Below are 12912 nucleotides of genomic sequence, written 5' to 3' on the forward strand. Positions count from 1 at the left end.
AGGTGAAGCTTATCGAGCGGCATGTAAGTCTTCGAACGGCGGCGGCGCCCTGGCCGTTTCGACACATCTTACGATATATCTTGAAACCGATCGCTGGATGACGTATCTTAAGATATATCGTTAACCAAACGGAGCGAGTCCGATGTTCGGACGTCATCATCGCGGCCACCGCGGCGAATGCGGCGGCGACGACATGTGGGCCATGGGCCGCGGCCGGGGCGGCCGGTGGGGCCATGGGTTCGGCGGCGGCTTTGGCGGCCGCGGCTTCGGGGGCTTCGGCGGCGGCGACCTGATGCGTGCCGGCCGGATGCTGGCCCAGGGCGACCTGCGCCTCCTGGCGCTGGCCCTGATCGAGGAGCAGCCGCGCCACGGCTACGAGATCATCAAGCTGCTGGAGGAGAAGACCGGCGGCTGGTACAGCCCAAGCCCCGGCACGGTCTACCCGACCCTGACCTATCTCGAGGAGGCCGGCTACGTCACGGTCGAGGCCGAGGGCAGCAAGAAGCTGTACCGGATCACCGACGAGGGCCGCGCCTATCTCGACGCCAATCGCGGCATCGTCGACGCCGTGCTGGGCCGGCTGGCCGCGGCCGGCGAGAAGATGGCCTGGGTCAACAAGATGATGGGCGGCGAGCGCGAACGCGAGCGGTCGAGCCGGATGCCGTCGCTGGTGATCGCGGCCCTCGACAATCTGCGCGAGGCGGCGGAGCAGCGGCTGCAGGCCGGCGCCGACCCCGAGGTCGAGACCCGGATCGTCGAGATCCTGGCGCGGGCCGCAGCCGAGATCCGGCGCGGCTGAGGGCGGCATGAGCCCCGCCCTCCCCGCCCCGGCCTCTTCGCCGGAGACGCTGACGCTGGGCGACGTCCAGCTGCGCGCCGCCCTGGCCGACGTGCTGCGCCAGTTCGGCTACCGGCTGCTCCGCGCCCGGATGGAGCTGGAGGTCGAGAAGCTGCATCCGGAGGCGCCGCTGGCCGAGCCCGGGCCGACGGTCATAGCCCGGGAAGCGCCGCCAGCTCGGCATCGGTGAACAGCCGGGACCGGGTCAGGAACCGGACGTCGCGGCCGTTCTCCAGCGAGAACATGCCGCCCCGCCCGGGAACCACGTCGATGATCAGCTGGGTGTGGCGCCAGTACTCGAATTGCGGCCGGCTGATGTAGAACGAGGCGCCGCCGATCTCGCCCAGCAGCACGTCGGCATCGCCGACCAGGAACTCGCCGGCCGGAAAGCACATCGGCGAGGAGCCGTCGCAGCAGCCGCCGGACTGGTGGAACAGGACCGGGCCGTGCGCCTCGCGCAGCTGGCCGATCAGCTCGAGCGCCGCCGGCGTGGCGAGCACGCGCGGCACGGGATCGTGGGTCATTGCGGGTTCCGGCGAGACGGTGCCCCGGCAAACCGGGGCACCGGTTGCATCATCAGAAGAAGCCCAGGGCCTTCGGGCTGTAGCTGACCAGCAGGTTCTTGGTCTGCTGGTAGTGGTCCAGCATCATCCGGTGCGTCTCGCGCCCGATGCCGGACTGCTTGTAGCCGCCGAAGGCCGCATGGGCCGGATAGGCGTGGTAGCAGTTGGTCCACACCCGGCCCGCCTGGATCGTCCGGCCGAAGCGGTAGGCGCGGCTGCCGTCGCGGGTCCAGACCCCGGCGCCGAGGCCGTACAGCGTGTCGTTGGCGATCGCCAATGCCTCCTCCTCGGTCCTGAAGGTCGTGACCGAGACCACCGGGCCGAAGATCTCCTCCTGGAAGATCCGCATCCCGTTGTGGCCGCGGAACACCGTCGGCTTGACGTAATAGCCGCCGGCCAGGTCGCCGCTGAGGATGGCGCGGCTGCCACCGGCCAGAACCTCGGCCCCCTCCTGCCGGCCGATGTCGATGTAGCTGAGGATCTTCTCCAGCTGCTCGCCCGAGGCCTGGGCGCCGATCATGGTCTGCGGGTCGAGCGGGTCGCCCTGCCGGATCGCCGCGACCCGGGCCAGCGCCTTCTCCATGAAGCGGTCATAGACCGACTCCTGGATCAGCGCCCGGCTGGGGCAGGTGCAGACCTCGCCCTGGTTCAGCGCAAACATGACGAAGCCCTCGACCGCCTTGTCGAGGAAGTCGTCATCCTCGGCGCAGACATCGGCGAAGAAGATGTTCGGCGACTTGCCGCCGAGCTCCAGCGTCACCGGGATCAGGTTCTGGCTGGCGTATTGCATGATCAGCCGGCCGGTCGTGGTCTCGCCGGTGAAGGCGATCTTGGCGATGCGGGGGCTGGAGGCCAGCGGCTTGCCGGCCTCGAGGCCGAAGCCGTTGACGATGTTCAGCACGCCGGCCGGCAGCAGGTCGGCCACCAGCTCGGCCCAGACCAGGATGCCGGCGGGGGTCTGCTCGGCCGGCTTCAGCACGACGCAGTTGCCGGCCGCCAGCGCCGGGGCCAGCTTCCACGCCGCCATCAGGATCGGGAAGTTCCACGGGATGATCTGGCCGACGACGCCGAGCGGCTCGTGGAAATGATAGGCGACGGTGTCGTGGTCGATCTCGCCGATCGACCCCTCCTGCGCCCGGATGCAGCCCGCGAAGTAACGGAAATGGTCGATCGCCAGCGGGATGTCGGCGGCCCGTGTCTCGCGGATCGGCTTGCCGTTGTCCCAGGTCTCCGCCTGGGCCAGGGTCTCGAGATTGGCCTCCATCCGGTCGGCGACGGCGTTCAGGATGCGGGCGCGCTCCGCCGGCGGGGTGCGGCCCCAGGCCTTCTTCGCGGCATGGGCGGCGTCGAGCGCCAGCTCGATATCCGCCGCGGTCGACCGGGGCACCTCGCAGATCGGCCGGCCGTTGATCGGCGAGAGATTGTCGAAATAGCGGCCCTCGACCGGCTCGACCCAGCGGCCGCCGATGAAGTTGCCGTACCGGGCCTTGAAGGGCGAGTGCGCCTCCCGGGCCAGGGGTCCGATCTTGTTCATGGGGTCCTCCCTTGTGTTGGATGACCCTTCTCCCTGCATCGCGCATGCCAGCTTCGGCGGCGCGGCTGATAAGCCTTTGAAAGAACGGAAATGTCGGCCCGCCGGCAGGCTCCCGTCGTCGGACTGCCTCCGTGCCCGGCCCATGCGGGTGTATGATCATGCGACAGAACAGCGACAGGTGTCGCAGATTGCGACACTTTGGGAGGAGACCATGGCGACTGCGCAGACGGTCCTGACCGCCCGCCGTCATTTCATCGACGGCGGCGTTCCGCCAGGCGACATGGTCCCGCCCCCGATCCTGCGGTCCTGGGAGCGCTGCGCCACGCTGGGGCTGGAGATGCGGGCACGGCCGCGGGTCGAGCCGATCGCCGGCCGGGCGATGCGCGAGCTGCGGGAACGGTGCGAGGCGCTGCGGCGGATCTGTCGGCCCGAGATCGAAGCGCTGCACGCCGATGCCCAGGCCACCGACAGCATCGTCATCCTGACCGATGCCGACGGCCTCGTGATCGACACGGTCGGCAGTGCCGATTTCGCCGAGCAGGCGGCGCGGGTGGCGCTGCGGCCGGGCGTGCCCTGGCGCGAGGACGCCACCGGCACCAATGCGATCGGCACGGCGCTGATCGAACGCCGACCGATCGCCGTCCACGGCGCCGAGCACTTCTTCGAGATGCACCGGATCCTGAGCTGCGCCGCGATGCCGATCCTGGATCCGCAGGGCCGGCTGATCGGGGCGCTCGACCTGTCCGGCCATGCGGCGGGCGACCACCGCCATGCGCTGGGGCTGGTCCGGCTCGCGGTCGACCAGATCGAGCACCGGCTGTTCGACCAGGGCTTCCAGGACCATGAGGTGATCCGCATCCATCGCGACCCGGCGCTGCTGGGCACCGCGCGGGAGGGCATCCTGGCCTTCGCCGACCGCCGCCTCGTCGCCGCCAACCGCTATGGGCTGGAGCAGCTCGGCCTCGACTGGTCGGCGCTGGGCGCGCGCCGCTTCGAGGAGATCTTCGAGACCGGCTTCGCCCGGCAGGCCAGCGCCGGCTATCTGCGGACGCAGGCCGGGGCGCTGCTGCGCGGCGAGCGCCGGCCGGCCGCTTCCCTCCCCGCCCCGGCGCCGCGGCCACGCCCGGCCCCTTCGCTGACGCCGCGGATTCCGACGCCGATCTTCGACGCCGCGACGACGGCGTCGCTCGGCCGCGCCGTCCGCCTTCTCGACGCGCAGATCCCGGTGCTGCTGCAGGGCGAGACCGGCACCGGCAAGGAGGTGTTCGCCCGCGCCGTCCACGCCGCCGGCGCGCGCGCCGCCGCCCCGTTCGTCGCCGTGAACTGCGCCGCGCTGCCGGAAGGGCTGATCGAGGCCGAGCTGTTCGGCTATGAGGAAGGCGCCTTCACCGGGGCCCGGCGCCGCGGCGCCAAGGGGCTGCTGCGGGAGGCCGATGGCGGCGTGCTGTTCCTCGACGAGATCGGCGACATGCCGCTGCCGCTGCAGGCCCGGCTGCTGCGGGTGCTGCAGGACCGCGCCGTCATGCCGCTCGGCGGCGGTGCGCCGGTGCCGGTCGATTTCGCCTTGATCTGCGCCACCCACCGGCCGCTGCCGCGGCTGGTCGAGGCCGGCGGCTTCCGACAGGACCTGTATTTCCGGATCGCACAGTACACGGTGGAGCTTCCACCGCTGCGGCAGCTGCCGGACCGGGCCGGAATCGTCCGCAGCCTGTGGCGCGAGCTCGGCGGGCCGGATGCGGGCGTGGCCCTGACGCCCGCCTGCGAGGAGCGGCTGGCGGGCTATGACTGGCCGGGCAATTTCCGTCAGCTCACCGGCACGCTGCGGGCGCTGCTGGCGCTGGCGGAACCGGGCTGTCCGATCGACATCGACGCGCTGCCGCCGGACGTGCGGGCGCCGCCGCCGGCATCCGCGCCGGACGGGGAACATCTCGACGCCATCACCCGAAGCGCGATGCGGGCCGCCCTGGAGGCCAGCGGCGGCAACGTCTCGCGCGCGGCGCGCCGGCTCGGCATTCACCGCAGCACCTTGTATCGCCGCCTGCTCGGCGAGGGCGGAAAGCCGCACTGATCGCGGTCAGCCCTTCCGTTTCGGCCGGATGAACAGGCGCGCCAGGCGGATCGCGCGGGGCACCGTCCTGGGCCGCAGCAGCCGCGGGTCGTAGCCGGCGAGGCGCCGATCGTTCTCGGCCAGGCAGATGTCCATCAGCTCGGCCGGATCGACCTCTTCGCTGGCCATGGACCGGGCGCCCTTGACGGTGAAGTTGACGTCGTTCTCCTGGCTCGTGCTCATGTCGCGGGCGAGGCCGATCCGCTCGCGGACCACGAAGGCCCAGACCGACAGGGTCTTCAGGAAGAAATAGGGCCGCCGCCACCAGGGCATGGCGCGGCGATGCCAGGCGAGCCAGTTGACGAAGAACAGGATGTGCCGCGCCTCCTCCTGGATCACCGGCTCGAAGGTCTCCACCAACGCCTCGGGAAAGTAGCCGGAGCGGCGCGCCAGCTCGAACAGGCCGAAGGCGAAGAAGCTGTCGACGCATTCGCTGATGCCGGTGGTCATGAAGGCCCGCTCCGGGTCCTTCGGCTCGACGTATTCCGGCTCGGGCTTCAGCGCGATGCCGTAGAAGGCGACGAGATGGGACAGCACCTCCTTGTGCCGGCCCTCCTCGAAGGCCATCAGCTCCACCGCCTCGCGCACCGCCGGATCCTGCACGGTGCGGGCGAAGCTGCGGATGCGCATCTTGGCCCGGCCCTCGGTCTGCACCGCCGTGTCCCAGATCGGCAGGGTGATCAGGCGCTGCCGCGCCTCCGGGTCCAGCACCGGCCAGGGGATCACCGCCGGCTTGTAGGGGTTGAAGGTCTCGCGCATCACCCGGCTGAGCATCCGCTTGTGGCGGTCGGAGCCGGCTGGGGCGGCCCCCTCCTCCTCGAAGCGCCAGCGGCGGGCGGCGGTATCCGCGGCGGCGACGGCTTCGGGCGTGGCGGCGGCAGCGGCGATCGGCAATTCATCCATCGAAATCACCTGGGTTCGGCATCGGCGATCCGTCCCCCAAGCGGCCACCGGTCTGCCATAGGCGTGGTCTCCGAATGATCGCCGCAGCCGCTTCGCTGTTCAATGCGACAGCGTATTCCGCGGGCATGCTAGGCTCCGACGATGACATTGCGGTTTCTCTTCGACGGGCCGGAGGATGCCCGCACCACCATCCTGCTGGCCCATGGCGCCGGCGCGCCGATGGATTCGGCCTCGATGACCGGGGCCGCGCAGGCGCTGGGACAGGCCGGGTTCCGGGTGGCGCGGTTCGAATTCGCCTATATGGCGGCCCGGCGCGACGGCCAGCGCAAGCCGCCGCCGCGCGCCGAGAGCGTGATCCCGGAATACCGGGCCGCGGTCGAGGCCCTCGGCATCGCGGGGCCGCTGATCATCGGCGGCAAGTCGATGGGCGGGCGCGTCGCCTCCATGATCGCGGACGAGCTGCACGCGGAAGGCCGCATCGCCGGGCTGCTGTGCCTGGGCTATCCGTTCCATCCGCCGGGCAAGCCGGCGCAGCTGCGCACCGCGCATCTCGCCGGGCTGAAGGCACCGACACTGATCTGCCAGGGCACGCGCGACGAGTTCGGCACCCGCGACGAGGTCGCCGGCTACGCCTTGTCCGACCGGATCGAGCTGCTGTGGCTGGAGGACGGCGACCACGACCTGAAGCCGCGCAAGAGCGTCTCCGGCTTCACCGCCGCCGACCATCTGCGGACGGTCGCCGGGACGGTGGCGGCCTGGGCGGACCGGATCACGCGGCTGGCCGGGTGACTATTCCCCGCCCGGTCCCTTCCGCCGCCCGGACAGGGCGACGATCATGCCGTGCAGCGTCCGCACCTCCTGCTCCGAAAGCCGGGCGCGCTGCAGGAAGGCGCGGATGTTGCGCTGCATGCTGGGCTTCTTCTCCGGCACCCGGAAGAAGTTGCCGGCGTCCAGCGCCTGCTCCAGATGCTCGAACAGGTTGACCAGCTGCTCCTTGCTCGCCGGCGGCGCCTCCTCCTCGTAGTCCAGGCGCCGCTCCGGCGTCGCGTCGCCGGCGGTGAACCATTCGTAGGACACGAGCAGCACCGCCTGGGCCAGGTTGAGCGAGGAGAAGGCGGGGTTCAGCGGCACGTTGAGCACGGCGTCGGCCAGAGCGACGTCGTCATTGGTCATACCGGTGCGCTCCGGCCCGAACAGGATGCCGCAGCCGGTGCCGGCGGCGTGGTGGGCCCGCATCTCCACCGCCGCCCGGCGCGGCGTCACCACCGGCTTGAGCTGGTCGCGCAGCCGCGCCGTGGTGGCGTAGACGGCGCCGAGATCGGCGATCGCATCCTCGGTGCGCTCGAACACCCGGACATTGTCGAGCACGGCATCGGCGCCGGAGGCGGTCGGCACCGCCTTCGGGTTGGGCCAGCCGTCGCGCGGCCGCACCAGGCGCAGATCGGTCAGGCCGCAATTCAGCATCGCCCGCGCCGCAGTGCCGATGTTCTCGCCCATCTGCGGCTCGATCAGGATGATCGCCGGGCCGCCCAGCCGCGGATCCCGTGTCTGATCGGTGCCGGCCATCAGTGCAGCGCGTCGACGCCGGAGCGCAGCAGCTTGTAGGTGAAGCTGTCGCCCAGCGCCTCGAATGAGGCGTCGATGACGTTAGTCGACACGCCGATCGTCGACCAGCGCGTGCCGTCGGCATCCTCGGTCTCGATCATCACGCGCGGCATGGCGCCGGTGCCTTCGTTCGACCGCAGGATGCGGACCTTGAAGTCGACCAGCCGCAGCGGCTTCAGACCGGGATAGATCGGCTCCAGCGCCTTGCGCATAGCGTTGTCGAGCGCATTGACCGGGCCGTTGCCGAAGGAGACCTCGTGCAGGGTCCTGGCCCCGACGCGGACCAGCACCGTGGCTTCGGATTCCTGCACCACCTCGCCGCGGGCGTTGAAGCGCCGCTCATCGACCACGGTGAAGCGGTCCATGGCGAAGAAGGCCGGCACCTGGCCCAGCATGCGCCGGGCCAGCAGCTCGAAGCTGGCGGCGGCGGTGTCGTAGGAATAGCCCTCGAACTCGCGCTGCTTCACCAGATCGACCAGCCGCTCGACATTGCGGTCCTTCGGGTCGATGGCGACGCCGATCTCGGCCAGCCGCGCCAGGATGTTCGCCCGCCCGGCCTGGTCGGAGACGACGAGGTGACGGCGGTTGCCCACCCGCTCCGGCGCCACATGCTCGTAGGAGCGCGGATCCTTGGCGATGGCGGAGACGTGCAGCCCGCCCTTGTGGGCGAAGGCGCGGCCGCCGACATAGGGTGCGCTCGAGAGCGGCGCGCGGTTCAGCCGCTCGTCGAACCAGTGGCTGAGATCGGTCAGCGAGGCCAGGCCGGCCTCGGTCACCCCCGTCTCGAAGCCCATCTTCAGCATCAGGGTCGGGATCAGGGTGATCAGATTGGCGTTGCCGCAGCGCTCGCCCAGGCCGTTCAGCGTGCCTTGGACCTGGCGCACCCCGGCCCGCACCGCCGCCAGCGAGTTGGCGACGGCGTTGCCGGTGTCGTCATGGGCGTGGATGCCGAGGCGGTCGCCCGGGATGTGCCGGGCGACGGCGGCGACGATCTCGCTCACCTCGTGCGGCAGGGCGCCGCCATTGGTGTCGCACAGAACCACCCAGCGCGCCCCGGCCTCGAACGCCGCTTTGGCGCAGGCCAGGGCATAGTCCGGATTGGCCTTCCAGCCGTCGAAGAAATGCTCGCAGTCGAAGCCGACCTCGCGGCCGCGGCCGACAACCTCGGCGACGCTGTCGCGGATCAGCTCGAGATTCTCCTCGCGCGGGATGCCGAGCGCGACGTCGACATGGAAGTCCCAGGTCTTGCCGACGAGCGAGATCGCCGGCACGTCGCTGTTGACCAGCGCCGACAGGCCGGGGTCGTTGGCGGCGCTGCGCCCCGGCCGCCGGGTCATGCCGAAGGCGGTGAAGCGGGCCTGGGCTAGCTTCGGCGGATCGCGGAACAGCGCATCGTCCGTCGGGTTGGCGCCCGGCCAGCCGCCCTCGACATAGTCGATGCCGAGGGCGTCGAGCTTCTTGGCGATGGCGATCTTGTCTGCCACCGAGAAGTCGACGCCCTGGGTCTGCGCCCCGTCGCGCAGCGTGGTGTCGAACAGCCAGATCCGTTCGTTCATCGCCTCACCCCACCCGGCGCCACAGGGTGCGGTCCGGCTTGTCCTCCAGCGCGATGCCGGCGGCCGTGAGCTGATCACGGATGCGGTCGGCCTCGGCGAAGTTCTTCGCCGCCCGCGCCGCCCGGCGCTCGGCCACCAGCGCCTCGATCTCGGCGTCGCTCAGCCCCGCCGCCGTCTTCGGCCGCCAGCGGAACCAGTCCTCCGGCGACCGCTCCAGGAGGCCGAGCAGCGCGCCGCCGGCCAGCAGCTCGCCCTTGAGGCGCGCCTGCACCCCCGGATCGCCCGCCTTGTTCAGGGCGCCGGCCAAGTCGTGCAGGGCGGCCAGGGCCTGCGGCGTGTTGAGGTCGTCCTCCAGCGCGCTCCGCACCACGTGCAGCGCGTCCTCCGGCGGCTCGACGGCCTCGATCGCCTCGACCGAGCGCAGCGCGCCGTACAGCCGGTCCAGCGCCGCCCGGGCCTGCCGCACCCCGTCCTTGGTGAAGTCGAAGGGCTGGCGGTAGTGGCCGGACAGCAGCGTGTAGCGCAGCGCCTCGCCCGGGAACTCCTCCAGCAGGTCGTGCGGCGTGTAGAAATTGCCGAGCGACTTCGACATCTTCTCGCCTTCGGCCATGACGAAGCCGTTGTGCAGCCAGTAGCGCGCCATCATCGGCGTGCCGTGGGCGCAGCGGCTCTGCGCGATCTCGTTCTCGTGATGCGGGAAGATCAGGTCGACGCCGCCGGCATGGATGTCGAACTCCTCGCCGAGATGGCTCGCGGCCATGGCGGAGCACTCGATGTGCCAGCCCGGCCGGCCGCGGCCCCAGGGGCTGTCCCAGCCCGGCTGGTCGTCGGTCGACGGCTTCCACAGCACGAAATCGGCCGGGTCCCGCTTGTAGGGCGCGACCTCGACCCGGGCGCCGTCGATCAGCTCGTCGCGGTTGCGGCGCGAGAGCTGGCCGTAATCCGGCATCGACGGCACGTTGAACAGGACGTGGCCGTCGGCGGCATAGGCATGGCCCTTGTCCACCAGCGTGCCGATCATCTCCAGCATCTGCGGGATGTGCTCGGTCGCCCGAGGCTGGACGTCCGGGATCAGCGCCCCCAGCGCCGCCATGTCCTCGAGGAAGGCCTGGGTGGTGCGCCGGGTCAGGTTCTCGATCGGCTCGCCATTGGCGTTCGCCCGCTCGATGATCTTGTCCTCGACATCGGTGATGTTGCGGACATAGGTCACCCGCGGATACAGCGACCGCAGCAGCCGGTACAGCACGTCGAAGACAACGATCGGCCGGGCGTTGCCGATATGGGCATAGTCGTAGACCGTCGGGCCGCAGACATACATCCGCACATGGCTCGGTTCGATCGGGACGAAGGCCTCCTTCGTCCGGGTGAGCGTGTTGTGCAGGGTCAGCGTCACGGTCGCAATCCTGGGGTCGGGCCCGGTCGGGCCGGTTCGGTCGGACCGCGACGATTACCAGATCGGGACCACGCCGTCCAAGGCTTGAGGCCGCAGGGCTGCCCGCTCAGCGGCGCTTGCCGAACCAGCCCTTGCGCTGCGGCACCACCGGGGTGCCGGCCATCAGCGGCGGCCCGGCGGGGGCGCCGTCAGGCTCCTCGAGCTGCGCCGTCAGAGACGGGCGATGGGCGCGGGCCGCCGTCGAGGGCCGCGGCGGCTCCGCCACCGCCGGGCCCAGCCGGCCGGCGCGGGCCGGTTCAGCCGGGGTCCCGACGCGCAGGCGCGGCGCCGGCTCCGCCGGACGCGCCTGGACGGGTGCAGGCTCCGGGCGAAGCGTCGGGGCGGCCGCACGGCCGGCCGGCGTCGCCGCAGCCGGGCGGACCTCGACCCGCGCCGGCGCCGGACGACCGAGCGCGGCGGAATCGACGAAACGGTCGCATTCCGACTGGAACACCGGATCCATGCGGCTGCCGGGGCCGATGGCGATCACCTGCTTGCCGTGGCGGCGCAGGCTGCGGACCAGCGGCAGGAGGGCCGCGCTGCCCGTCACCAGCACCACGGTGTCGATGCCGCGTTCCAGCAGCCCCAGTTCCATGGCGTCGACCACGAGGCGCAGCGAGGCCGCGTCGCGGCCCGGCTCGGTCTCGGTGGTCTGCACCTGGTCGAAGCCGTGGCGATGAGCCACGCTGCGCAGGTCCGACAGCGCCGCCCAGTCGGCATAGGCGATGCGGCGGGCGGGGCGGCAGACGGTGCCGAGCGCACCGAGGATGCGGGTGAGGTCCTCCGGCCCATCATCAGCGGACGCGGCGCCGGGCAGGGACGCGACATCGAGGAAGACTGCGGCCACCGGCAGCACCGGGGTGTCCTGAACAGGCAGAGTCTCGTCGGTCATTCCGGCTTCTTACTCCCGACCGCGGGTCGGCGCCAAGGGGGGCAAGGACAAGTTTTAGCCAAGTTTTAGGATGGTGGGGCGCTCACGCCACACGGCCGGAGAGCCGGGCCAGCGCCCGCTCCCGCCCGATCAGCGGCAAGAGGCCGCGCAGCTCCGGGCCGTGGTCCCGGCCGGTCAGGGCCAGTCGCAGGGTCAGGAACAGCGGCTTGCCCTTGACCCCGGTGCGCTCGCGCACCGCCGCGGTCCATTCGCCCCAGGTGGCGTCGCCCCAGGGCTCGGACGGCAGCAGTTCGGCCGCGGCGGACAGCAGCGCCGCGTCGGCGACGACCGGCGTGACCGGCCCGGTGACGACCCGCCACCAGTCGGCCGTGTCCTCGAGCCGCTGCAGGTTCGGGCGCAGCACCGCCCAGGCGGCCTCGTCGACGGCGCCGAGGCCGAGCGCCGCCAACCGGCCGCGCACCGCGGCGAAGGGTGTCTCGTGCAGGATGCGGCTATTGAGCCGCTCGAGCTCGGCCGGATCGAAGCGCGGGATGGTGCGGGAGAACTTGGCGAAGTCGAATTCGGCGACGAGCTGGTCGAGCGAGAGCCGCGGCTCGATCGGGTCGGAGGTGCCGAGCTTCGCCAGCAGGCTGGTCACCGCCATCGGCTCGATCCCCTGCTCCCGCAGGCTGCACAGCGACAGGCTGCCCAGGCGCTTGGACAGGCCGTGACCCTCGGCATCGGCGATCAGCGAGGTGTGGGCATAGGCCGGCGGCGCGGCCCCCAGCGCCTCGGCGAGCTGGATGTGCATGGCGGTGTTGGCGACATGGTCCTCGCCGCGCACCACCAGGGTGACGCCCATATCGATGTCGTCGACCACCGAGCCGATATGGTAGAGCGGCCGCCCGTCCTCGCGCACCAGCACCGGGTCGGAGATGTCGCGGCCGTTGAAATGGACCCGGCCGCGGACCTTGTCGTCCCATTCGATCGGCGCATCCGCCATCTTGAAGCGCCAATGCGGTTGGTGCCCTTCGGCCTCGAGCCGGGCCCGGTCGGCCTCGGTCAGGGCCAGCGCGGCGCGGTCGTAGAGCGGCGGCAGGCCGCGGGCCAAGAGGCTCTTGCGCTTGAGCTCCAGTTCCTCCGCCGTCTCGTAGCAGGGATAGAGCCGGCCGGCCGCCTTCAGCCGGTCGAGCGCGTCCCGATAGCGGTCGGTGCGGTCGGACTGGCGGGCGAAGCCGTCCCAGTCGAGGCCGAGCCAGCGCAGATCCTGCTCGATCGCCGCGGCGAACTCGGCGCTGCCCCGCTCGGTGTCGGTGTCGTCGAGCCGCAGCAGGAAGCGGCCGCCCGAGGCGCGGGCGGCGAGCCAGCAGACCAGCGCGGTGCGGACGTTGCCGACATGCAGCAGGCCGGTCGGGCTGGGGGCGAAGCGGGTGACGATCGGGTCGGTCATGGCCGGGGGACATAGCACGATCCGCCCGGCAACGGAAAAGGCCCGGGACTCCG

12 protein-coding genes are annotated in these 12912 nt (G+C 71.2%); 4 read left to right on the top strand and 8 right to left on the bottom strand.

The window, feature by feature from the left end; translation table 11 throughout:
* Window positions 1-142 precede the first annotated feature (142 nt).
* The gene (locus G537_RS0111945) at window positions 143-799 is read left to right on the top strand and encodes a PadR family transcriptional regulator (RefSeq protein WP_034851433.1); all 657 of its coding nucleotides are present in this window, start codon (window positions 143-145) and stop codon (window positions 797-799) included.
* Window positions 800-806: 7 nt separating this feature from the next.
* A complete protein-coding gene (locus G537_RS0111950; RefSeq protein ID WP_026870316.1) occupies window positions 807-1028 on the top strand; it encodes a hypothetical protein in 222 nt (73 codons plus the stop codon).
* Here the strand turns inward: G537_RS0111950 and G537_RS0111955 are convergent.
* A complete protein-coding gene (locus tag G537_RS0111955; RefSeq protein ID WP_026870317.1) occupies window positions 991-1362 on the bottom strand; it encodes a DUF779 domain-containing protein in 372 nt (123 codons plus the stop codon). The genes G537_RS0111950 and G537_RS0111955 overlap by 38 nt on opposite strands.
* A 52-nt stretch (window positions 1363-1414) precedes the next feature.
* Window positions 1415-2935 (bottom strand): aldehyde dehydrogenase, encoded by a 1521-nt coding sequence (gene adh, locus G537_RS0111960; protein ID WP_026870318.1) that lies wholly within the window; start codon window positions 2933-2935, stop codon window positions 1415-1417.
* 211 nt (window positions 2936-3146) lie between these two features.
* Here adh and G537_RS0111965 point away from each other — a divergent pair, with 211 nt between their 5' ends.
* A complete protein-coding gene (locus tag G537_RS0111965) occupies window positions 3147-5003 on the top strand; it encodes a sigma-54-dependent Fis family transcriptional regulator (protein ID WP_026870319.1) in 1857 nt (618 codons plus the stop codon).
* A 6-nt stretch (window positions 5004-5009) separates the two neighbouring features.
* Here the strand turns inward: G537_RS0111965 and G537_RS0111970 are convergent, their stop codons facing one another.
* Window positions 5010-5945, bottom strand: coding sequence for an aminomethyltransferase (locus G537_RS0111970; protein WP_051248333.1), 936 nt, complete (start codon window positions 5943-5945; stop codon window positions 5010-5012).
* 141 nt (window positions 5946-6086) lie between these two features.
* Between G537_RS0111970 and G537_RS0111975 the strand changes: the two genes are divergently transcribed.
* The gene (locus G537_RS0111975; RefSeq protein ID WP_026870321.1) at window positions 6087-6734 is read left to right on the top strand and encodes an alpha/beta hydrolase family protein; all 648 of its coding nucleotides are present in this window, start codon (window positions 6087-6089) and stop codon (window positions 6732-6734) included.
* Here G537_RS0111975 and G537_RS0111980 read toward each other — a convergent pair whose 3' ends face one another.
* The 5 genes from G537_RS0111980 to gltX form a co-directional block, all read right to left on the bottom strand.
* Window positions 6735-7511: an RNA methyltransferase gene (locus G537_RS0111980; protein ID WP_026870322.1), complete on the bottom strand. Its 777-nt coding sequence runs from the start codon at window positions 7509-7511 to the stop codon at window positions 6735-6737.
* A complete protein-coding gene (gene cimA / locus G537_RS0111985; RefSeq protein WP_026870323.1) occupies window positions 7511-9106 on the bottom strand; it encodes a citramalate synthase in 1596 nt (531 codons plus the stop codon). Before cimA ends, G537_RS0111980 begins: the two co-directional genes overlap by 1 nt.
* Before the next feature lie 4 nt (window positions 9107-9110).
* Entirely contained in the window at window positions 9111-10499 is a 1389-nt protein-coding gene (gene cysS, locus G537_RS0111990) for a cysteine--tRNA ligase (RefSeq protein WP_026870324.1), read from the bottom strand.
* Between the two features lie 106 nt (window positions 10500-10605).
* Window positions 10606-11430, bottom strand: coding sequence for an NYN domain-containing protein (locus G537_RS0111995; protein ID WP_026870325.1), 825 nt, complete (start codon window positions 11428-11430; stop codon window positions 10606-10608).
* 82 nt (window positions 11431-11512) lie between these two features.
* Window positions 11513-12859: a glutamate--tRNA ligase gene (gene gltX, locus G537_RS0112000; protein WP_026870326.1), complete on the bottom strand. Its 1347-nt coding sequence runs from the start codon at window positions 12857-12859 to the stop codon at window positions 11513-11515.
* Between the last annotated feature and the right edge of the window lie 53 nt (window positions 12860-12912).

The sequence above is a fragment of the Inquilinus limosus DSM 16000 genome (genome assembly GCF_000423185.1).
Classification (GTDB): Bacteria; Pseudomonadota; Alphaproteobacteria; order DSM-16000; family Inquilinaceae; genus Inquilinus; species Inquilinus limosus.